Annotated in this window: 9 protein-coding genes; 6 read left to right on the top strand and 3 right to left on the bottom strand. The window is 65.7% G+C overall.

The genetic code is table 11. The features are described 5' to 3' along the window. Positions 1-15: 15 nt before the first annotated feature. Positions 16-12,912 carry a non-ribosomal peptide synthetase gene (locus JN756_RS23065; protein WP_201021415.1) on the top strand — a complete coding sequence of 4,299 codons (12,897 nt, stop codon included), beginning with the start codon at positions 16-18 and terminating at the stop codon, positions 12,910-12,912. 114 nt (positions 12,913-13,026) lie between these two features. Here JN756_RS23065 and dsbG read toward each other — a convergent pair whose 3' ends face one another. Genes dsbG through dsbD form a run of 3 tightly spaced genes read right to left on the bottom strand, consistent with a single transcriptional unit; the run spans position 13,027 to position 16,351 of the window. Beyond that, a complete protein-coding gene (gene dsbG / locus JN756_RS23060) occupies positions 13,027-13,788 on the bottom strand; it encodes a thiol:disulfide interchange protein DsbG (RefSeq protein ID WP_017845803.1) in 762 nt (253 codons plus the stop codon). Then, positions 13,764-14,624 (bottom strand): TlpA disulfide reductase family protein, encoded by an 861-nt coding sequence (locus JN756_RS23055; protein ID WP_046382546.1) that lies wholly within the window; start codon positions 14,622-14,624, stop codon positions 13,764-13,766. The genes dsbG and JN756_RS23055 overlap by 25 nt, the downstream gene beginning before the upstream one ends. Further along, a complete protein-coding gene (gene dsbD / locus JN756_RS23050; RefSeq protein WP_128192343.1) occupies positions 14,624-16,351 on the bottom strand; it encodes a protein-disulfide reductase DsbD in 1,728 nt (575 codons plus the stop codon). The genes JN756_RS23055 and dsbD overlap by 1 nt, the downstream gene beginning before the upstream one ends. Before the next feature lie 177 nt (positions 16,352-16,528). Here dsbD and JN756_RS23045 point away from each other — a divergent pair, with 177 nt between their 5' ends. The 5 genes from JN756_RS23045 to JN756_RS23025 all read left to right on the top strand — a co-directional run bounded on the left by JN756_RS23045 (position 16,529) and on the right by JN756_RS23025 (position 21,311). Then, entirely contained in the window at positions 16,529-17,209 is a 681-nt protein-coding gene (locus JN756_RS23045; RefSeq protein ID WP_046382548.1) for a response regulator, read from the top strand. After that, positions 17,209-18,528 carry an ATP-binding protein gene (locus JN756_RS23040; RefSeq protein WP_046382549.1) on the top strand — a complete coding sequence of 440 codons (1,320 nt, stop codon included), beginning with the start codon at positions 17,209-17,211 and terminating at the stop codon, positions 18,526-18,528. Before JN756_RS23045 ends, JN756_RS23040 begins: the two co-directional genes overlap by 1 nt. Before the next feature lie 124 nt (positions 18,529-18,652). Continuing rightward, positions 18,653-19,420 carry an N-acetylmuramoyl-L-alanine amidase gene (locus tag JN756_RS23035; RefSeq protein ID WP_046382550.1) on the top strand — a complete coding sequence of 256 codons (768 nt, stop codon included), beginning with the start codon at positions 18,653-18,655 and terminating at the stop codon, positions 19,418-19,420. Between the two features lie 174 nt (positions 19,421-19,594). After that, a complete protein-coding gene (locus tag JN756_RS23030; RefSeq protein WP_046382551.1) occupies positions 19,595-21,007 on the top strand; it encodes an aspartate aminotransferase family protein in 1,413 nt (470 codons plus the stop codon). Between the two features lie 82 nt (positions 21,008-21,089). Further along, the gene (locus JN756_RS23025) at positions 21,090-21,311 is read left to right on the top strand and encodes an MbtH family protein (RefSeq protein ID WP_017845810.1); all 222 of its coding nucleotides are present in this window, start codon (positions 21,090-21,092) and stop codon (positions 21,309-21,311) included. The last annotated feature ends 44 nt before the right edge of the window (positions 21,312-21,355 follow it).

The following is a 21,355-nucleotide window of genomic DNA, read 5'->3' as shown; positions in this document are numbered from 1 at the left end:
CAGGCAGGAACCCCCATGATGGACGCCTTCGAACTTCCCCGCACCCTGGCCCAGTCCCTTCAACGCCGCGCCGCGCAGACTCCGGAGCGGATCGCTCTGCGTTTCCTCGCTGAGTCCGCCGAACACAACGTGGTCCTCAGCTACCGCGACCTCGACCGACGCGCCCGTGCCATCGCCGCCGCCCTGCAGGCCAACGCCGACCTGGGCGACCGTGCCGTGTTGTTGTTCCCCAGCGGGCCGGACTATGTGGCGGCGTTCTTCGGTTGCCTGTACGCCGGGGTGATCGCGGTGCCGGCCTATCCGCCGGAGTCCGCTCGTCACCATCACCAGGCGCGCTTGCTGTCGATCATCGCCGACGCCGAACCGCGCCTGTTGCTGACCATCGCCAGCCTCGGCGATGACTTGGCGCAGATCGAAAACGCGCCGCCGCTGCTGGCGGTCGACACCCTCGACAGCGCGCTTGCCGAGCGCTGGGTCGCCACCGATGTGCAAGCCGACGACATCGCCTTCCTGCAATACACCTCGGGCTCCACCGCCTTGCCCAAGGGTGTGCAGGTCAGCCACGGCAATCTGGTCGCCAATGAACTGCTGATCCGGCGCGGTTTCGGCATCGACCTGAACCCGGATGACGTGATCGTCAGCTGGCTGCCGCTGTACCACGACATGGGCCTGATCGGCGGCCTGCTGCAACCGATCTTCAGCGGCGTGCCCTGCGTATTGATGTCGCCGGCGTACTTCCTCGGCCGGCCCTTGCGCTGGCTGGAAGCGATCAGCGAATACGGCGGCACCATCAGCGGCGGCCCGGATTTCGCCTATCGCTTGTGCAGCGAACGGGTCAGCGAATCGGCCCTGGAACGCCTGGATTTGAAGCGCTGGCGCGTGGCGTATTCCGGCTCCGAACCGATCCGCCTCGACACCCTGGAACGCTTCGCCGAGAAGTTCGCCCCGTGCGGTTTCACCGCGAACAACTTCTTCGCCTCCTACGGCCTGGCCGAAGCAACCCTGTTTGTCGCCGGCGGCCGCCGTGGCCACGGCATCCCGGGCCTGCGCCTGGATGCTCAGGCGCTGGCCGCCAACCGCGCCGAGCCGGGGCCGGGCGCGGCGATCATGAGTTGCGGCACACATCAGCCGGACCACGCGGTGCTGATCGCCGATCCCCACACCTTGAGCGAACTGCCTGACAACTGCGTCGGCGAACTCTGGGCCAGCGGCCCGAGCATTGCCCACGGCTACTGGCGCAACCCCGAAGCCAGCGCCAAGACCTTCGTCCAGCACGCCGGCCGCACCTGGCTGCGCAGCGGCGACCTGGGCTTTATCCGCGAGGGCGAGGTGTACATCACTGGGCGTTTGAAAGACCTGCTGATCGTGCGCGGCCACAACCTCTACCCGCAGGACATCGAGCAGACCATCGAGCGCGAAGTGGAGGTGGTGCGCAAAGGCCGGGTCGCGGCGTTCGCGGTGAATGAGCAGGGCCAGGAAGGCATCGGTATCGCCGCTGAGATCAGCCGCAGCGTGCAGAAAATCCTCGCGCCGCAAGCGCTGATCACGGCGATCCGCCAAGCCGTGGCCGAAGCCTATCAAGAGGCGCCGTGCGTGGTGGTGTTGCTCAACCCCGGCGCGTTGCCGAAGACCTCCAGCGGCAAGCTGCAGCGCTCGGCATGTGCGTTGCGTTACGCCGATGGTAGCCTCGACAGCTATGCGCAGTTCCCCGGTCTGCAAGGGGCGGCCAGTGATGTCGCGCTGGGGTCCACCTTGCAGACCCAGATCGCGGCGATCTGGTGCGAGCAGTTGCAGGTGGCGACGGTAGCGGCGGATGACCACTTCTTCCTGCTCGGCGGCAATTCCATCAGCGCGACCCAAGTGGTTGCGCGCCTGCGCGAAACCCTGGGCCTGGAACTGAACCTGCGCCTGCTGTTCGAAGCGCCGACCTTGTCGGCCTTCGCTGCCGATGTGGCACAGTTGCAGCAGGATGGCGGCGTCGCCCAAGGCACGATCCAGTGCTTGTCGCATGAGGATGAACTGCCGCAATCCCTCGCACAGAATCGCCTGTGGATCACCTGGCAACTCGACCCGCAGAGCCACGCGTACACCATCCCCGGTGCCCTGCGCCTGCGCGGCGAGCTGGATGCAGACGCGGTGCGCGCCAGCTTCGCGCACCTGATCCAGCGCCACCCAGCCCTGCGCACGCGCTTCTACGAACGGGATGGGCAAGCCTTCCAACGGGTGTTGGCCAGCAGCGCATTCGACTTGCACGTCATCGACCTTGGTGACCTGCCCGCCGCCGCGCGCGAAGCCCGGGCGCAGCAGATCCGCGAGGAGCAGGCGCACACCGCGTTCGACCTGGAAAACGGCCCGTTGCTGCGGGTGAGCCTGGTGCGCCTGGACGACGAAGATCATCAGTTGCTGGTGACGCTGCATCACATCATCGCCGACGGTTGGTCGCTGAATATCCTCATCGATGAGTTCTCGCGCCTGTACGCCGCGGCGTCCCAGGGCCAGCCCCTGCAACTGCCGCCACTGGCCGTGCAATACGCCGACTACGGCAACTGGCAGCGCCAATGGTTGGCCGAGGGCGAAGGCCAGCGGCAACTGGCGTACTGGAAGGCGCAGTTGGGAGACGAACACCCGGCCTTGAGCCTGGCCACCGATCACCCGCGTGCGGCGCGGCAACGCAACAGTGCTTCGCGCCACAGCGTGCGTCTGGGCGCAAGCCTCAGCGCGGCGATTCGCCAGACTGCCCAGGCCAACCAATCGACGCCGTTCATGCTGTTGCTCGCGGCGTTCCAGACCTTGCTCTACCGCTACAGCGGCCAGCGCGACATCCGCATCGGTGTGCCCAGCGCCAACCGCCCGCGCCAGGAAACCCAAGGCCTGGTCGGCTTCTTTATCAACACCCTGGTACTGCGCGCCGAGCTGGACGGGCGCCTGCCGTTCAACCAGCTGTTGGCGGCCACGCGCCAGGCGGCAGTGGGCGCCCAGGCCCATCAGGATCTGCCCTTCGAACAACTGCTCGAAGCGTTCCCCCACGCCCGTGAACAGGGCCTGTTCCAGGTGATGTTCAACCATCAGCAGCGCGACCTCGGCGCTTTGCGTCGCCTGCCGGGCCTGCTCGCCGAAGAACTGGCGTGGCACAGCCGCGAAGCCAAGTTCGACCTGCAATTGCACAGCGAAGAAGACCGCAACGGGCGCCTGAGCCTGGCGTTCGACTACGCCGACGAATTGTTCGAAAGCACCACCATCCAACGCCTGGCCGAGCACTTCATCAACCTGCTGCACGCCGTGTGCGAGCAACCGCAGCGGGCCCTCGGCGACCTCAAATTGATGCAACACGACGAACAGCGGCCCTGGAGCGAAGCGCCTTGCGCGCCGGCCCGGCAATGGTTGCCCGAACAGCTCAACCAACACACCTCGGACCGCACCGCGCTGGTCTGGCAGGGCGGCAGCCTGAGCTTTGCCCAACTGCACACCCAGGCCAACCGCCTGGCCCATTACCTGCGCGACAAGGGCGTCGGCCCCGACGTGTGCGTGGCCATCGCCGCCGAGCGTTCGCCGCAACTGTTGATCGGCCTGCTGGCGATCATCAAGGCCGGCGGCGCCTACGTGCCGCTGGACCCGGATTACCCCGCCGAGCGCCTGGCCTACATGCTCAAGGACAGCGGCGTCCACCTGCTGCTGACCCAGACCGCGTTGCTGGCGCAATTACCCACGGCCGAAGACGTGTGCGTGATCGCCATGGACAGCCTGCACCTCGACCGCTGGCCGACCCAGCCGCCGGGCCTGCATCTGGACGGCGAGCACCTCGCCTACGTGATCTACACCTCCGGCTCCACCGGCCAGCCCAAGGGCGTGGGCAACACCCATGCGGCCCTGGCCGAGCGCTTGCAGTGGATGCAGGCCACCTACGCGCTGAATGACAGCGACGTGCTGCTGCAAAAAGCCCCGATCAGTTTCGACGTGTCGGTGTGGGAGTGCTTCTGGCCGCTGATCACCGGCTGCCGCCTGGTGTTGGCGGGGCCGGGCGAGCAGCGCGACCCGCAGCGCATCGCGCAACTGGTGCAGGCCCATGGCGTGACCACTCTGCACTTTGTGCCGCCGCTGTTGCAGCTGTTTATCGACGAGCCGTTGGCGGCCGAATGCACCAGCCTGCGCCGTCTGTTCTGCGGCGGCGAAGCCTTGCCCGCCGAGTTGCGTGACCGTGTGCTTGCGCGGTTGCCGGCGGTGCAGTTGCACAACCGTTATGGCCCGACCGAAACCGCGATCAACGTCACCCATTGGCACTGCCGCGCCGAGGATGGCGAGCGCTCGCCGATTGGCCGACCGCTGGGCAATGTGATCTGCCGCGTGCTCGACGAACAGCTCAACCCGTTGCCAGCGGGAGTGCCGGGCGAGCTGTGCATCGGCGGCATCGGCCTGGCACGCGGTTACCTCGGCCGCGCCGGGCTCACCGCCGAGCGTTTTGTCGCCGACCCCTTGGGCGCGCCGGGCAGCCGTCTGTATCGCAGCGGTGACCGCGCACGCTGGAGCGCTGACGGCGTGCTCGACTACCTCGGTCGTCTCGATCAGCAGGTCAAGTTGCGCGGCTTTCGCGTGGAGCCGCAAGAAATCGAAGCGCGCCTGCTGGCCCTCGACGGTATCGCCCAGGCCGTGGTGCTGGTGCGCGATGATCAATTGATCGGCTATTACACCGCCACTGCCGCGCTCGACGCCCAAACCGTCAAAGCCGCCCTGGCCGCCGGGTTGCCGGAATACATGGTGCCTGCGCACCTGATGCGCCTGGACGCCATGCCCCTGAGCCCGAGTGGCAAGCTGGACCGCCGTGCGCTGCCCGAGCCGGTGTGGCAAACCCGCGAACACGTTGAACCCGAGAGCCCGTTGCAGCAGCAGATTGCGGCGATCTGGCGCGAAGTGCTGGGCCTGCCACGGATCGGCCTGCGCGATGATTTTTTCGCCCTCGGCGGCCATTCGTTGCTGGCCACGCAAATCATCTCGCGCACCCGTCAGGCGTGTGACGTCGAGCTGCCGTTGCGCACCCTGTTCGAAGCCAGCGAACTCGGCGCATTTGCCGAGCAGGTCGGGCAGATCCAGGCCGCCGGCCAACGCAACCAACAGACCGCCATCGCCCAGGTCGACCGCAGCCGGCCGGTGCCGCTGTCCTATTCCCAGCAGCGGATGTGGTTCCTCTGGCAGTTGGAGCCGGACAGCCCGGCGTACAACGTCGGCGGCATGGCGCGTCTGCGCGGGGTGCTCGACGTGGGGCGTTTCGAGGCCGCGTTGCAGGCCTTGGTCATGCGTCACGAAACCCTGCGCACCACCTTCCCGAGCGTCGATGGCGTGGCGCATCAGCAGGTGTCGGCGCAGACCGGCCTGCGCATGGGCTGGCAGGACTTCTCGGCGCTGAGCCACCTCGAATGCGAGCAACGCTTGCAGCAGCTGGCCGATGTCGAGGCGCACACGCCGTTCAACCTGGAAACCGGGCCGCTGTTGCGCGTGTGCCTGGTCAAGGCCGGCGCGCAGGAGCATTACCTGGTGCTGACCTTGCACCATATCGTCACCGAAGGCTGGGCCATGGACATCTTTGCCCGTGAACTCAGCGCGCTGTACGAAGCCTTCATCGATGAGCGCGACTCGCCGCTGGCGCCGCTGCCGGTGCAGTACCTCGACTACAGCGTGTGGCAGCGCCAGTGGCTGGAGTCCGGCGAGCGCCAGCGCCAGCTCGATTACTGGATCGCGCAATTGGGTTATGAGCATCCGCTGCTGGAACTGCCCGGCGACCGCCCGCGGCCGCCGGTGCAAAGCCACCGCGGCGGGCTGTACCGTTTTGATTTGAGCGACGAACTGGCCGCGCGCGTTCGGGCCTTCAATGCTGCGCACGGCCTGACCCTGTTCATGAGCATGACTGCCACGCTGGCGGTGTTGCTCTACCGCTACAGCGGCCAGACCGACCTGCGCATCGGCGCTCCGGTGGCCAATCGGATTCGCCCGGAAAGCGAAGGGCTGATCGGCGCTTTCCTCAACACCCAGGTACTGCGTTGCCGGCTCGACGGGCAGATGAGCGTCGGTGAGTTGTTCGAGCAAGTTCGTCACACCGTGATCGAGGGCCAGTCTCACCAGGACCTGCCGTTCGACCATTTGGTGGAAGCGCTGCAACCACCGCGCAGCGCGGCGTACAACCCGCTGTTCCAAGTGATGTGCAACGTGCAGCGTTGGGAATTCCAGCAGCGCCGCCAACTGGGCGGGATGAGCGTCGAGTACCTGGCCAACGATGCGCGTGCGACCAAGTTCGACCTCAACCTGGAAGTCACCGACCTTGACCATCGCCTGGGATGCTGCCTGACCTACTGCACCGATTTGTTCGATGAGCCGCGCGTTGCGCGCATGGCCGAACATTGGCGCAACCTGCTCGAAGCGCTGATCGCCGACCCGCAGCAACGCCTCAGCGAACTGCCGATGCTGGGTGCCGACGAGCAGCACGCATTGCAGCGCAGCCTGGGGAGCGACGCGGCTGAACAGCGCCTCGACCAGTGCCTTCACTCACTGTTCAACCAGCAGGCACTGGCCCGTGCCGACGCGCCGGCACTGACGTTTGCCGGTGAGACCCTCAGCTACCGCGAACTGAATGCCCGCGCCAACCGCCTGGCCTGGATGCTGCGCGAGCGTGGCGTCGGCCCGCAGGTGCGCGTCGGCCTGGCGTTGCCGCGCTCCCTGGAAATGGTCATCGGCCTGCTGGCGATTCTCAAGGCCGGCGGCGCCTATGTGCCGCTGGACCCGGAGTACCCGCTGGACCGCCTGCATTACATGATCGAAGACAGCGGCATCGGCTTGCTGCTCAGTGATGCGGCGATGTTCGCCGCCCTCGGTGAACTGCCGGCGACGCTGGCGTGCTGGTGCCTGGAAGACGACCTGCCGGTGCTGGCGAACTACCCGGCCAGTGAGCCGCCGTTTCTCAGCCTGCCGCAACACCCGGCGTACCTGATCTACACCTCCGGCTCCACCGGCAAGCCGAAAGGCGTGGTGGTGTGCCACGGCGAAATCGCCATGCACTGCCAGGCCGTGATCGAGCGTTTCGGCATGCGCCCGGATGACTGTGAGCTGCACTTCTATTCGATCAACTTCGACGCCGCCACCGAGCGTTTGCTGGTGCCGTTGCTCAGCGGCGCACAACTGGTATTGCGCGCCCAGGGCCAGTGGGATGCCGAGCAGATCTGCGGGCTGATCCGCACCCATCGCATCAATGTGCTGGGCTTCACCCCGAGCTACGGCAGCCAGTTGGCGCAATGGCTGGCAACCCAGCGGCAGACCTTGCCGGTGCGGTTGTGCATCACCGGCGGCGAGGCGCTGACCGGCGAACACCTGCAGCGCATCCGCGCGGCGTTCCAGCCGCAGGTGTTTTTCAACGCCTACGGCCCGACTGAAACCGTGGTGATGCCGCTGGCCGGCCTCGCACCGCAGCACTTGGCGGAGGGCGTCGGCAGCGTGCCGATCGGCAGCATCGTCGGCGCCCGCGTGGCCTATATTCTCGACGCCGACCTGGCCCTGGTGCCGCAAGGCGCGAGCGGCGAGTTGTACGTCGGCGGGGCAGGGCTGGCGCAGGGTTATCACCAGCGTCCGGGGATGACCGCGGAGCGTTTTGTCGCGGACCCCTTCGCGGCCCGTGGCGGTCGCCTGTACCGCACCGGCGATCTGGTGCGCCAACTGAGCGATGGCCAGGTGGAATACCTCGGGCGGATCGACCATCAGGTGAAGATCCGTGGTTTCCGCATCGAACTGGGCGAGATCGAAACGCGCCTGCTTGAACATCCCGCCGTGCGGGAAGCGGTGGTGCTGGCGCTGGATTCGCCGAGCGGCAAACAGCTGGTGGCCTATCTGGCCAGCGACGCCGAGCACGGCCCCTTGCGCGACGCCTTGAAGGCGCACCTCAAAGCGCAACTGCCGGACTACATGGTGCCCGCCCATTGGCTCGTGCTGGACAGCATGCCGCTGACCGCCAACGGCAAGCTCGACCGCCGCGCCTTGCCGCCGCCGGATGCCGAGGCGAATCGCCAACACTACGTGGCGCCGCGCAACGCGCTGGAGCAAGCGTTGGCGGCGATCTGGTGCGCGGTGTTGAACGTGCAGCAGGTCGGTCTCGACGATAACTTCTTTGAACTGGGCGGCGATTCGATCCTGTCGATCCAGGTGGTCAGCCGTGCGCGCCAGGCCGGGATTCACTTCAGCCCGCGGGATTTGTTCCAGCACCAGACCGTACAGACCCTAGCCGCCGTCGCCACGCGCGCCGAGCAGGTCAGCGCCGAGCAAGGCGTGCTGAGCGGCCGCTCGGGGCTCACGCCGATCCAGCAGTGGTTCTTCGAGACAGAGATTCCCGCGCGTCAACACTGGAACCAGGCGCTGGTGCTCAAACCGCTGCAACTGCTCGATCCCCATCGCCTGGAGCAAGCCCTGCTGGCGGTGCTGGAACAGCATGACGCGCTGCGCCTGAGCTTCACCCGGCGCGACGCGCAATGGCACGCCGAACACCTGGCCGTGCCGGAGGGCGGTGTGCTGATGCAGGCGCAAGTGTGTGATCTGCAACAGTGCAGCGCGTTGTTCAGCGACACCCAACGCAGCCTCGACCTGGCCCACGGCCCGCTGTTGCGCGCGTTGCTGGTGGATGGCCCGCAAGGCCAGCAGCGCCTGCTGATCGTGATCCATCACCTGGTGGTGGATGGTGTGTCGTGGCGTGTGTTGCTTGAGGATCTGCAAAACGTCTATCGCCAATTGAGCGACGGCCAATCCGTCAGCCTGCCGGCCAAGACCAGTGCCTTGCGCGACTGGGCCGCCCGCTTGCAGGCCTATGCCGGCAGCGAATCCCTGCGCGAAGAATTGTGCGTCTGGCAGGAGCGCTTGGCCGGTGCGGCGGTGCCCTTGCCGGTGGCGCGCCCGCACGGCGCATTGCGCCATCGCGATGCCGAGACGCTCAGTGTGCGCCTGGACGCCGAACGCACCCGCCAGTTACTGCAACAAGCCCCCAGCGCTTATCGCACCCAGGTCAACGACCTGCTGCTGACCGCCCTGGCCCGCGTACTGTGCCGCTGGAGCGGTCACGCCTCGGCGCTGATCCAACTGGAAGGCCACGGCCGCGAAACCCTGTTCGATGAGATCGACCTGACCCGCAGCGTCGGCTGGTTCACCAGCGCCTATCCGGTGCGCCTGACGCCGCTGGCGGAGCAGGGCGCATCGATCAAAGCCATCAAGGAGCAACTGCGCGGCGTGCCGCACAAAGGCCTGGGCTACGGCGTGCTGCGCTACCTGGCGGACGACCTGTGCAAACAGACGATGGCCGCACTGCCGAGTGCCGACATCACCTTCAACTACCTCGGCCAGTTCGACCAGAGCTTCGGCGCCGATGCACTGTTCCACCCGCTGGAGGAATCCGCCGGCCTCGCCCATGACCCGGATGCGCCGCTGCCCAACGAACTGAGTGTCGACAGCCAGGTGTACGGCGGCGAACTGGTGCTGCGCTGGACCTTCAGCCGCGCACGCCACGATCAGCAGACGATTGGCGAGTTGGCCGCGGCCTACCTGGACGAACTGCACAGCCTGATCGCCCATTGCCTCAAGGACGGTGCCGGCGGCCTCACGCCTTCCGACTTCCCCCTGGCGCGCTTGACCCAGGCGCAGTTGGACGCCTTGCCGGTGCCGGCCAGTGCGATCGAAGACGTGTACCCGCTGACCCCGATGCAGGAAGGCCTGCTGCTGCATACCCTGCTTGAACCGGGCACCGGCCTCTACTACATGCAGGACCGCTACCGCATCGACAGCGCCCTCGACCCCGAGCGTTTCGCCCAGGCCTGGCAAGCGGTGATCGCCCGTCACGAAGCCTTGCGCGCCTCGTTCTGCTGGAACGTCGGCGAGGACATGCTGCAAGTGATCCACAAACCCGGCAGTACGCCGATCGAGTACCTGGACTGGCGCGCCGTTGCCGAGGCCGAACAGGAACCGCGCCTGCAAGCGCTGCTCAAGGCCGAGCGCGAAGCCGGTTTCGATCTGCTCAACCAGGCGCCGTTCCACCTGCGTCTGATCCGCGTCGCTGAAGCGCGCTACTGGTTCATGATGAGCAACCACCACATCCTCATCGATGCCTGGTGCCGTTCGCTGTTGATGAATGATTTCTTCGACCTCTACACGGCCCTCGGCGCAGGCCACGACGCGCAACTGGCCACGCCGCCGCGTTATCGCGACTACATCGCCTGGCTGCAACGCCAGAACCTGAGTGCGGCGCGCCAGTGGTGGCAGCACAACCTGCGGGGCTTCGAGCGCACCACGCCGATCCCCAGCGACCGCCCGTTCCTGCGCGAACACGCCGGCGGCAGCGGCGGCATGGTAGTGGGCGATTGCTACACCCGCCTCGATGCCCGCGACGGTATACACCTGCGCGAACTGGCCCAGGCCCATCAGCTGACCGTCAACACCTTTGCCCAGGCCGCGTGGGCCCTGGTGCTGCGGCGCTTGAGCGGCGAGCGTGACGTGCTGTTCGGCGTTACCGTGGCCGGGCGTCCGGTGGACATGCCGGACATGCAACGGACCGTCGGCCTGTTCATCAACAGCATCGCGCTGCGTGTGAAGCTGCCCGAGGAGGGCCAACAGTGCAGCGTGCGCCACTGGTTGAATGGCCTGCTCGACAGCAATATGCAACTGCGCGAGTACGAATACCTGCCGCTGGTGACCCTTCAGGAACACAGCGAATTGCCCAAGGGCCAACCGCTGTTCGACAGCCTGTTCGTGTTCGAAAACGCCCCGGTGGAAGTCTCGGTACTCGACCGTGCGCAAAGCCTGAATGCTACCTCGGACTCCGGCCGCACCCACACCAACTTCCCGCTGACGGCCGTGTGCTATCCGGGCGATGAGCTTGGTTTGCACCTGTCCTACGACCAGCGTTACTTCGATGAAAGCACCGTGCAGGGCATGTTGAGTGAGTTCAAGCGCCTGCTGCTGGCGCTGATGCAGGGTTTTCATGGCGACATGGCCGAGCTGCCATTGATGGGCGCGCAGGAGCGTGAATTCCTGGTACACGGCTGCAACCGGAGCGAGCACGCCTACCCGCTGGAGCGCAGCTATATCGAGCTGTTCGAAGCCCAGGTGGCGCAGCATCCGCAACGCATCGTCGCCACGTGCCTCGACCGACAGTGGACGTATGCCGAGTTGAACCGGCGCAGTAACGGCCTGGGCCACGCACTGATCGCCGCGGGTGTCGGCCTGGATCAGCCGGTGGCATTGCTGGCGGAGCGCAGTCTCGATTTGCTCGGCATGATCATCGGTAGCTTCAAGGCCGGTGCCGGTTACCTGCCGCTCGACCCGGGGCTGCCCGGTCAGCGTCTGAGCCGGATTATCGAGCTGAGCCGCACCCCGTTGCTGGTGTGTACCGAGGCGTGTCGCGAGCAGGCCATTGAGCTGCTGCAAGGCGTGGAATGCCAGTTGCTGGTGTGGGAGGAGGTGCCTGCTCGTGGGGCAAACCCCGGCATTTACAGTGGCCCGGACAACCTTGCCTATGTGATCTATACCTCGGGCTCCACCGGCCAGCCCAAAGGCGTGATGGTCGAACAGCGCGGCATGCTCAACAACCAGTTGAGCAAGGTGCCGTACCTGGACCTGAGCCCGGTGGATGTGATCGCGCAAACCGCCTCGCAGAGTTTCGATATTTCGGTGTGGCAGTTCCTTGCCGCGCCGCTGTTCGGCGCGCGGGTGGATATCGTGCCGAATGCCGTCGCCCACGATCCTCAGGGCTTGCTCGCCCATGTGCAGGCCCAGGGCATCAGCGTGTTGGAAAGCGTGCCGTCGCTGATCCAGGGCATGCTGGCCGAGGCACGCATCCGCCTGGACGGCCTGCGCTGGATGCTGCCGACCGGTGAAGCCATGCCGCCGGAGCTGGCGCAGCAGTGGTTGCTGCGTTACCCCGAGATTGGCTTGGTCAACGCTTATGGTCCGGCGGAATGTTCGGATGATGTGGCGTTCTTCCGTGTCGACCTGGCCTCGACCCGGGGCACTTACCTGCCGATTGGTGCGCCGACCGACAACAACCGCTTGTACGTGTTGGACGCTGCACTGGCGTTGGTGCCGCAGGGCGCGGTGGGCGAGCTGTGCGTCGCCGGTACCGGCGTAGGGCGCGGTTACGTCAGCGACCCGCTGCGCACCGCCCAGGTGTTCGTGCCCAACCCGTTCGGCGCCGCGGGCGAGCGTCTGTACCGCAGCGGCGACCTGGCACGGCGGCGCAGCGATGGGGTGCTGGAGTACGTCGGGCGTATCGACCATCAGGTGAAGATCCGCGGCTACCGCATCGAGCTGGGGGAAATCGAAGCGCGTCTGCATGAGCAAGCGGCAGTGCGCGACGCGGCGGTCGGGGTGCAGGAGGGCGTCAGTGGCAAGCATCTGGTCGGCTATCTAGTGGCCGCTGATGCTGCGTTCAACCCTGGCGAGTGCCTGGAGCGCATCAAGCAACACCTGCGTTCTGAACTGCCGGAATACATGGTGCCACTGCATTGGCTCTGGCTCGAGCGCCTGCCGCTCAACGCCAACGGCAAACTCGACCGCAACGCCCTGCCGGCCCTGGAGATCGGCCAGTTGCACAGCCAGGGCTACCTGGCGCCGCGCAATGAGCTGGAAACCACCTTGGCCGCAATCTGGGCCGAAGTGCTGAGAGTCGAAAGGGTGGGCGTGCAGGACAACTTCTTCGAACTGGGCGGGCACTCGTTGCTGGCCACGCAGATCGCCTCGCGCGTGCAAAAGACGTTGCAACGGGATGTGCCGTTGCGGGCGATGTTCGAGTGCAGCACGGTGGCGCAGTTGGCCGAGTACATCGATGGGCTGGCGGCGACAGCGATCAGTGCCGAGAAGGTGGATCGGTTGAGTGATTTGATGGCGGAGTTGGAGGGCCTGTAATTTTCGCTGCCTGCATGGGCCTCATCGGGGCAAGCCCCCTCCCACACTCGACCGGGTTCATGCCTTCAAATGTGGGAGGGGGCTTGCCCCCGATAGCGTCAGTCCAGACGCCGCCTATTTCGGCCCAAGGATCTTCACCAACTTATCCGGCGACGGCGCCCCTTGCTGTTGCTGCAAACCGCCCTTGTCATCGAGGTAGAAAATCGCTGGCGTCGCCGACAACTCCAGCTCATCCATCAACTTCATATTGGCCTCGAGCTTGGCTTCAATCGCCGCCGGGATTTTGTCCAGCGCCTGCAACTTGCTGCCCTTGCCGGCGGCTTCGTGTTCTTGCAGGGCTTTTTGCGGGTCTGGGCTGGCCAGCAGGGCGGCGGATTTGCCTGGGCTGTCTTGGCGGATGATGCCGACCATGATGTGACGCAACTGCACCTTGCCGGCCTTGACCCAGGGCCGCGCCTGTTCCCAGAACATGTTGCAGTACGGGCAGTTGGGGTCGCTGAACAGGTAGACCGTGCGCGGCGCGTTGGTGTCGCCGTCCTGGATCCAGCTGCTTTTTTCCATCTTCGCCCAGACTTCCTTGGCCATCGGCGCGTACACCAGTTGTTCCAGGGGCGCGCTGCTCAGGTCATTGCCCTGGGCGTCGTACAGGGTGCCGGCGAGCACGCTTTTGCCGTCGGCGCTCAGGTACAGCGCCATGCCGCGGTTCTGGTACTGCGCGGCGTAGCCGGTGAGGCCGCTGGGGGCGTCGAACTTGCCGAGGATCTTGGCGCCCTTGGCTTCGATCTGTTTGATCGGGGCCGGCCAGTCTTCGGCCTGGGCCAGGGTGGCGGCCATGCTCAGTGATAACAGGGTCAGCAGGTGGCGGAGGCGGGGCATGTCGGTTTCCTTGTAGGGGGCGTGACGGCGGGGGCGGTGTCGAAGGGTTCCATGGCACGGGCCAGGCTGGCCTGGGACAGTTCACCGAGGTGGCTGTTGATCAGGCGTCCATCGGCTTGGTAGAACAGCGTGGTCGGCAAGGCCATGGAGCCCACGGCCTGGCCGAGGCGGCCGCTGGCGTCGAACAAGACGTTGTCCAGGGTCAGGCCCTGGGTCGCCAGGTAAGTGCTGACGCTTTGCATGCTTTCGGCCTGGTTGACGAACAGGAACGTCACGTCGGGGCGTTGGCGTTGGGCGCGTTCCAGTACTGGCATTTCCCGACGGCACGGCGGGCACCACGTGGCCCACAGGTTGATCACCAGCGGGCCGCCCTGGTAATCGCCCAGTTGCACCACCTCGCCGTTGGCGTTGCGCAGGGTGATGTCCGGCAGGCGCGAGCCCTTGTCATACAGGCTCAGCGACAGGCTGGTCATGCCCCAGAACAGCAGGCCGGTGATGACCCCGGCACTCAACGGTTTGCGCAGGGCCGGGCGGCGCCAGCCATACAGCAGCGCGCCGAGGATCAGTGCAATGACGCCGGGCCAGGCGAGAAAGCCGCCGTCGCGCAGGTCGACGATCTGCAACGGGTCGTTGCGGTAGTAACTCCAGTACATCAGCACAAAGCTGACGCGGGCCGTCAACATGCCCAGCAGGAACAGGCTGAACAGCACCGACTCCGGGTTCTCCCCGCCACGCTTGGCCACGCGCCAGCCCACCAGGGTGGCGAGAATCAGCGCGCCGATCAGCAGGATGTGATTCAGGGCGATGGCGAAGGTGCCGATGGTCAGGGTCAGCATCAGCGGGCGTCCCGCGTCTGGGTCCAGCGTTGCAGGAACGTATCGGCATCGACTTCGCCGGTAATGCGTCGGGCGCGGCGTTCTTCACCGTCCGGGCCGATCCATACGAAGCTCGGTGGCCCCGGCACTTTGTAGCGTTCGAGCAGTGCGCGGCTGGCGGCGTTGTCGGCGGTGACGTCCAGGCGCAGCAGGCGCACGTCTTTCAAGGCGTCCATTACGTGGGGTTTGCCGAACACCTGTTTTTCCATGATCTTGCATGACACGCACCAGTCGGCGTAGTAATCCACCAGCACCCATTGGCCCTGGGCCTTGGCGCTGTCGAGCTGGCTTTGCAGCACGGCCGGGTCGTTGATCGTCATGAACGCATCGTGGGCACTCGGCGCGCCGCTGATCCGCGAGCCGCTGTAGACCTTCAGCGGTTGCCACACATCGTCGCTGCCACCTGCCGCACCGACCAGCAGCAAGCCGCCCCACAACCCGAGCACCACGGAAACGGCGCCGGACAGCATGGCGACCCGCCCGAAATCCTGGGCCAGGCGCCAGCCGCAATAGGCCATGGCCATGGCCAGCGCGCCCCACAGGCCGAGCCACAGGTTTTCCCCGACCACTGGGCGGATCATCAACACGGCGGTGGCCAGGAACAGGAAGCCGAACACGCCCTTGAGCACGTTCATCCAGGTGCCCGGCTTGGGCAGGAAGCGGTTGCCCACGGTCACCAGCAGCAACAGAGGCACGCCAATACCGATGCCCATGGCGAACAGGATCAGCCCGCCGTGCAGGGCATTACCGCTCTGGGCGATATAGAGCAGGGCGCCGGCCAGGGGCGCGGTCATGCAGGGGCCGACCAGCAGGCCGGACAGCGCGCCGAGCACTCCGGCGCCGATCAGGCTGCCGCCGCTCTGGTTGCGGCTGACGTTGTCGAGGCGATCGCGCAGGGCCACCGGCAGTTGCAGTTCGAAAAAGCCGAACATCGGCAGGGCCAGGATCACGAACAAGGCCGCGAAGCTGCCGAGTATCCACGGGGTTTGCAGCAGCGCCGCCAGGTTGCTGCCGAGCAGCGCGGCCAGTACGCCCAGCGCGGCATACACCAGCGCCATGCACACCACGTAGCTGCCGGCCAACGCAAAACCGCGACGCGGGTTGGCCCCGCTGCCGACCACCAGGCCGGCGAGGATCGGCAACATCGGCAACGAACACGGGGCAAACGCCAGCAACAGGCCCAGGCCGAAGAACACCAGCAGGCTCCACCCCAGGCTGCGCTGCTGCAGGCCGCTGGCCAGGCTCTGGTCCTGGGCTTGTGCGGTGGCGGCGACGGCCGGGTTGCCGCCCAGGTCCACGGTCATCGACTGTGGCGGGTAACACAGGCCGGCATCGGCACAGCCCTGCCAGCCCAGCTTGACCTGGCCGGTCGTCCCCGCCGGAATCTTCACTTCGAGGCCTTGGCGGTATACTTGCTGTTCGCCGAAGAACTCATCGCTATGGGCTTCACCCTCGGGCAGCGCGGGTTTTTCGGCGAGGCCGTCGAACTTCATGCGTTGTTGGTACAGGTAATAACCATCGGCTATCTGCCAGAACAGCTGGGTTTCGCCGGACTCCAGGCGTTCGGACGTCAAGGTGAAGGCCTTGCCCACCGGGAGGAAGTCGGGTTTGGTCTCGAACGGGTTACCCGGCGCAGCCTGGGCGAATCCCGCGAACAACATCAGCAGTAAGGTAAATAGATGCCGCATGGTCAAGCCTTAGTTCGATGCAAGTGAGGCACACAATGTGTGGCGTTGATTAACCGATGATTAACCGGACGCTATTCTAGAGCGTAGGGATTATCTGATGTTGCGAACTTTGGCGGCATAATGCGCGCTTAATCGATCTGTCTTCTAATCCCCCGCATCTTTCATGAAGGGTTCAGCATGCACGTACTGGTCTGTGAAGACGACGAACTGATCGCCAGCGGCATCGTGGCCGGCCTCGGTGCCCAGGGCTTTACCGTCGAGCGCGTGGCCACTGCCGCCGCCGCGCGGGCGATGCTCAAGGCTGCCGAATTCGACATCATGGTGCTCGACCTCGGGCTGCCCGACGAAGACGGCCTCAAGTTGCTGCAACAACAGCGCAGCCAGGGCCTGGAAATTCCGGTGCTGATCCTCACCGCGCGGGATTCGGTGACCAACCGCGTCGACGGCCTGCAAGCCGGCGCCGATGATTACCTGCTCAAGCCCTTCGACCTGCGCGAACTCGCCGCGCGCCTGCAAACCTTGCTGCGGCGCGTGGCCGGGCGCAGCGTCAACCTGATCGAACACGGCCGCCTCAGTTACGACCCGAGCAGCCGCGAAACCCTGCTGGCCGGGCAGCCCGTGGACCTTTCCCGCCGTGAACAAGCGCTGTTGCAGGCGCTGCTGCACAACAAGGGCCGCGTGCTCTCCAGCGAACAGCTCAAAGACAGCGTCTACGGCTTCAACGACGAACTGGAAAGCAACGCCCTCAACGTGCATATCCACCATCTGCGGCGCAAATTGGGCAACGGCATCGTCGAAACGGTGCGTGGCCTGGGCTACCGCCTGGGGCCGGCGGATGGTGGAGAGAGCGCTTCGTGATGAGCCTGCGCCTGCGCCTGACCTTCAAGCTCGGTGCCGCTTTTGTGTTGATCTGGGCGCTGGCGGCGGCCTGGATGCTCAACGATCTGCGCAACCAGATGATGTTCTCCCTCGACCAGCGCCTGGTCGCGTCGGCGCGTATGGTCGCCGGTTTGATGGAGCAGATGCCGGGCCTGGCGAGCAGCGCCGAGGGCAAGCACTTCAGCGCCGAGCAACTGAACGTGCCGGGCGGCATGGCCTGTCAGGTCAGTTCCTTGCGCGGCGAAGTGTTGGCGCGCAGCCACACCACGCCGGACCAGGGGCTGGAATCCCATCGCAGCGGTTTTCGCGACCAGATCATCGATGGCGCGGCGTGGCGCAGCTTCACCCTGGCCCGTGGCGATCTGTTCATTACCACCGCCGACCGCCAGGTGGAGCGCGAGGCGTTGAACCTGTCGATCCTGCTGGCGGCCTCGGTGCCGGTCGGTGTGGCGTTGTTGGGCTGCCTGTGCCTGCTGTGGCTGGGGATCGGTCAAAGCCTGCAGCCGCTCAATCGCATGCGCGATGCATTGATGCGGCGCAGCGCCGATTCCCTCGAACCGTTGCAGATCCACCCGCTGCCCAGCGAGCTGAAACCGCTGCTCGACACCCAGAACCAGCTGTTGCAGCGCATTGCCAAGACCATCGAGCGCGAACGCCGCCTCACCGGCGACGCCGCCCACGAACTGCGCAGCCCGCTGACTGCGATCAAGACCCACCTGCAAGTGGCGCGCATGACCGACGGCGCGGCCCGCGACCAGTCCCTGGCCCATGCCGAGGAGGGCGCCGACCGCCTGCACCGCACCCTCGAGCAATTGCTGTTGTTGGCACGGGTGGAGGGCAGCCTGTCGTTCGACGACGGCGTGCAGTCGAGTGCCGAGCAAGTCGCACGGCTGGCGATCCAGGATGCCAACGCCGGCGACAACCAGCGCATCGACCTGATCCTGCCGGACGACCTCAGCGATACCCCGCTGGAAATGCCGGTGGGCCTGGCCGTCGCGGCCCTGCGCAACCTGCTGGACAATGCCCTGCGCCACACCCCGGCCGATACCCGGGTGGAGCTGAGTGTGTTGATGGCCGGCGATCAGGTGGTGTTCCGCGTGCGCGACCACGGCAAACAGATCGCCAGCGAAGACCTGCAATACCTGACCCAGCGCTTCTGGCGCAACGGCAACAGCGAGGGCTGCGGCCTGGGCCTGGCGATTGTGCAGGCGATCGTCCAGCGCTGCTCCTGCTCGTTGACGTTCGACAGCCAGCCGGATGGCCTGCGGGTCGATCTGGGCATGCCGCTGCGGCGCTGACCCGCGTTCTTTCGTGTGCCAAATAGTTACCGCCCGCCTGACGTTCAACCCTTCAGGATGGCGGTCATTGTTTTGCGCTTGAACGGGCCGAATGACTCGGCCTGTACCGAAAAGGACGCTTCTTATGTTGGTCATCGATACCAGTTTTCCCGCCAAGGACTTCAACGCACGCAACGGCGAGCCCGTGGCGCAAGTGGTCCTGCATTACACCGCCGCGCCCTTTATGTCATCCCTGCACACCCTGACGCGACACGGCGTCAGCGCGCACTATCTGCTGCCTGATCCGGCCGAGCCCGGCTACCGCGCCGCCGGTTACGACGAGTTGCGCGTGTTCCGCCTGGTGGATGAGAGCCAGCGCGCCTGGCATGCCGGGGCGAGCCACTGGGGTGGGCGGGACAACCTCAATAGCCGCGCGATCGGCATCGAGGTCGTCAACCTGGCGCGGGATGAGGGCGGGGTGTTTACCTTTCCTGCGTACCCTCGGGAGCAGGTGGAGGTATTGATTGAATTGCTGCGCGACATTCTCGCGCGTTACCCGCACATCGGCCCGAGCGACATCCTCGGGCATTCGGATGTGGCGTACTGGCGCAAGAGCGATCCGGGGCCGCGCTTGCCTTGGCGCGGCCTGTTCGAGGCGGGCGTAGGGGCCTGGTTCGATGAAGCAACGCGGGCGATGTATCAGCGCCGCTTTTGTGTCGGGTTACCGCCCGAGGTGGAAGTGGAGCGGGCGTTTCAGCGCTACGGGTATAAACCGGCGCAGAATCGCCAGGCGTTCGAACTGCGGACCCGCGCGTTTCAAATGCACTTTCGGCCCAGGGATTACGGCGGGGCCCTGGATGCTGAGACGTGTGCGATTTTGTATGCGCTGAATGACAAGTATCGGGGCCTTTGACAGCGAGCGCGGCTCAATTGGCGGCGCTTGATCCGTCCGTTAACCGCCACAACACCTAAATCCATTCGACGCTGGTGCGTTTCCACAACAGGCAATCCGCGCGCAGGCCCTTGGGCCAGACGCCAACGGATCGGCAGTTTGGTCACCATCACCCGCGTATCGAGGGATCCAGAGATGTCAGTCGCTACCAGCCAAATCGCAGACGCTCGGGTGCAGGTCAGCCCGGCACCCGTGGAAACGCTCTACCAGTTCGATGAAAGCCCGCTGCTGGCACGCCAGCGTCAGCAGGAGTCCAACGCCCGCAGCTACCCGCGGCGCATCCCTTTGGCACTCAAGCGTGCCAAGGGCATTTACGTGGAAGACGTGGAAGGCCGCCGTTTCATCGACTGCCTGGCCGGCGCGGGCACCTTGGCGTTGGGGCATAACCACCCGGTGGTGATCGCCGCCATCCAGCAGGTGTTGAGCGACGAACTGCCGTTGCACACCCTCGACCTGACCACCCCGGTCAAGGATCAATTCGTGCAAGACCTGTTCGGCCTGTTGCCGGCCGCGTTGGCGCAGGAGGCGAAAATCCAGTTCTGCGGCCCCACCGGCACTGACGCGGTGGAGGCCGCGTTGAAGCTGGTACGCACCGCCACGGGGCGTAGCACGGTGTTGTCGTTCCAGGGCGGTTATCACGGCATGAGCCAGGGCGCGCTGAGCTTGATGGGCAGCCTGGGGCCGAAGAAACCCTTGGGCGCCTTGCTCGGCAATGGCGTGCAATTTCTGCCGTTCCCCTACGATTACCGTTGCCCGTTCGGCCTGGGCGGCGCGCAAGGCGTGCGGGTCAACCTGCATTATCTGGAAAACCTGCTCAACGACCCGGAAGCCGGGGTGCTGTTGCCGGCGGCGGTGATTGTCGAAGTGGTGCAGGGCGAGGGTGGCGTGATCCCGGCGGACCTCGACTGGCTGCGCGGCCTGCGGCGGATCACCGAGCAGGCGGGTGTGGCGTTGATCGTCGATGAAATCCAGAGCGGTTTCGCGCGCACCGGCAAGATGTTCGCCTTCGAACACGCGGGCATCATTCCGGATGTGGTGGTGATGTCCAAGGCCATCGGCGGCAGCCTGCCGTTGGCGGTGGTGGTGTACCGCGACTGGCTCGACACCTGGTTGCCGGGCGCCCATGCCGGCACCTTCCGTGGCAATCAGATGGCGATGGCGGCAGGGTCGGCGGTGATGCGCTACCTCAAGGAGCACGACCTGGCCGGCCATGCGGCGGCGATGGGCGAGCGCCTGGCGGAGCAGTTGCGCATCCTGCAGCGCGACTTTGCGCAATTGGGCGATATTCGCGGGCGCGGGCTGATGCTCGGCGTGGAACTGGTGGACCCGAACGGCGCGCCGGATATCCAGGGCCACCCGCCGGTCCACCGCCAACTGGCGCCGCTGGTGCAGCGTGAATGCCTCAAGCGCGGCCTGATTCTGGAACTGGGCGGCCGCCATGGCAGCGTGGTGCGCTTCCTGCCGCCGTTGGTGATCAGTGCCGCCCAGATCGATCAGGTCGCCGAGATCTTCGGGCGTGCCCTGGCTGCGGCGGTCGCCAGCCTCTAATTTTTTACCCGCCTGGTACGTTCCTACAGATATCAGCGCTGCGCGTGGTGCGCAGCCGGCCTTTGAGCGATGGAGAACAGCAATGACCTCAGTATTCGACCGCGACGACATCCTGTTTCAGGTAGTGGTCAACCATGAAGAACAGTATTCGATCTGGCCCGACTACAAGGCCGTGCCGGAAGGCTGGCGCACCGTGGGCAAGAGCGGCATGAAGAAGGAGTGCCTGGCCTACATCGAAGAGGTCTGGACCGACATGCGTCCGTTGAGCCTGCGCCAGAAAATGGACGGCACCGCGCTGGCTTGAGCCCGCGACACTGACATCAGCGAAGATCCAATGTGGGGCTCGAC

This window comes from Pseudomonas sp. Y39-6 (assembly GCF_023651955.1).
Classification (GTDB): domain Bacteria; phylum Pseudomonadota; class Gammaproteobacteria; order Pseudomonadales; family Pseudomonadaceae; genus Aquipseudomonas; species Aquipseudomonas veronii.
The sequence above is the reverse complement of the archived record's forward strand: the minus strand, read 5'-3'. Positions and strand labels throughout refer to the sequence as shown.

Bases quoted from the DNA above. Each gene is read 5' to 3' on its own strand.
- JN756_RS23065 (WP_201021415.1), top strand. From the start codon at position 16: ATGATGGACGCCTTCGAACTTCCCCGCACCCTGGCCCAGTCCCTTCAA.
- dsbG (WP_017845803.1), bottom strand. From the start codon at position 13,788: ATGCCCCGCCTCCGCCACCTGCTGACCCTGTTATCACTGAGCATGGCC.
- JN756_RS23055 (WP_046382546.1), bottom strand. From the start codon at position 14,624: ATGCTGACCCTGACCATCGGCACCTTCGCCATCGCCCTGAATCACATC.
- dsbD (WP_128192343.1), bottom strand. From the start codon at position 16,351: ATGCGGCATCTATTTACCTTACTGCTGATGTTGTTCGCGGGATTCGCC.
- JN756_RS23045 (WP_046382548.1), top strand. From the start codon at position 16,529: ATGCACGTACTGGTCTGTGAAGACGACGAACTGATCGCCAGCGGCATC.
- JN756_RS23040 (WP_046382549.1), top strand. From the start codon at position 17,209: ATGAGCCTGCGCCTGCGCCTGACCTTCAAGCTCGGTGCCGCTTTTGTG.
- JN756_RS23035 (WP_046382550.1), top strand. From the start codon at position 18,653: ATGTTGGTCATCGATACCAGTTTTCCCGCCAAGGACTTCAACGCACGC.
- JN756_RS23030 (WP_046382551.1), top strand. From the start codon at position 19,595: ATGTCAGTCGCTACCAGCCAAATCGCAGACGCTCGGGTGCAGGTCAGC.
- JN756_RS23025 (WP_017845810.1), top strand. From the start codon at position 21,090: ATGACCTCAGTATTCGACCGCGACGACATCCTGTTTCAGGTAGTGGTC.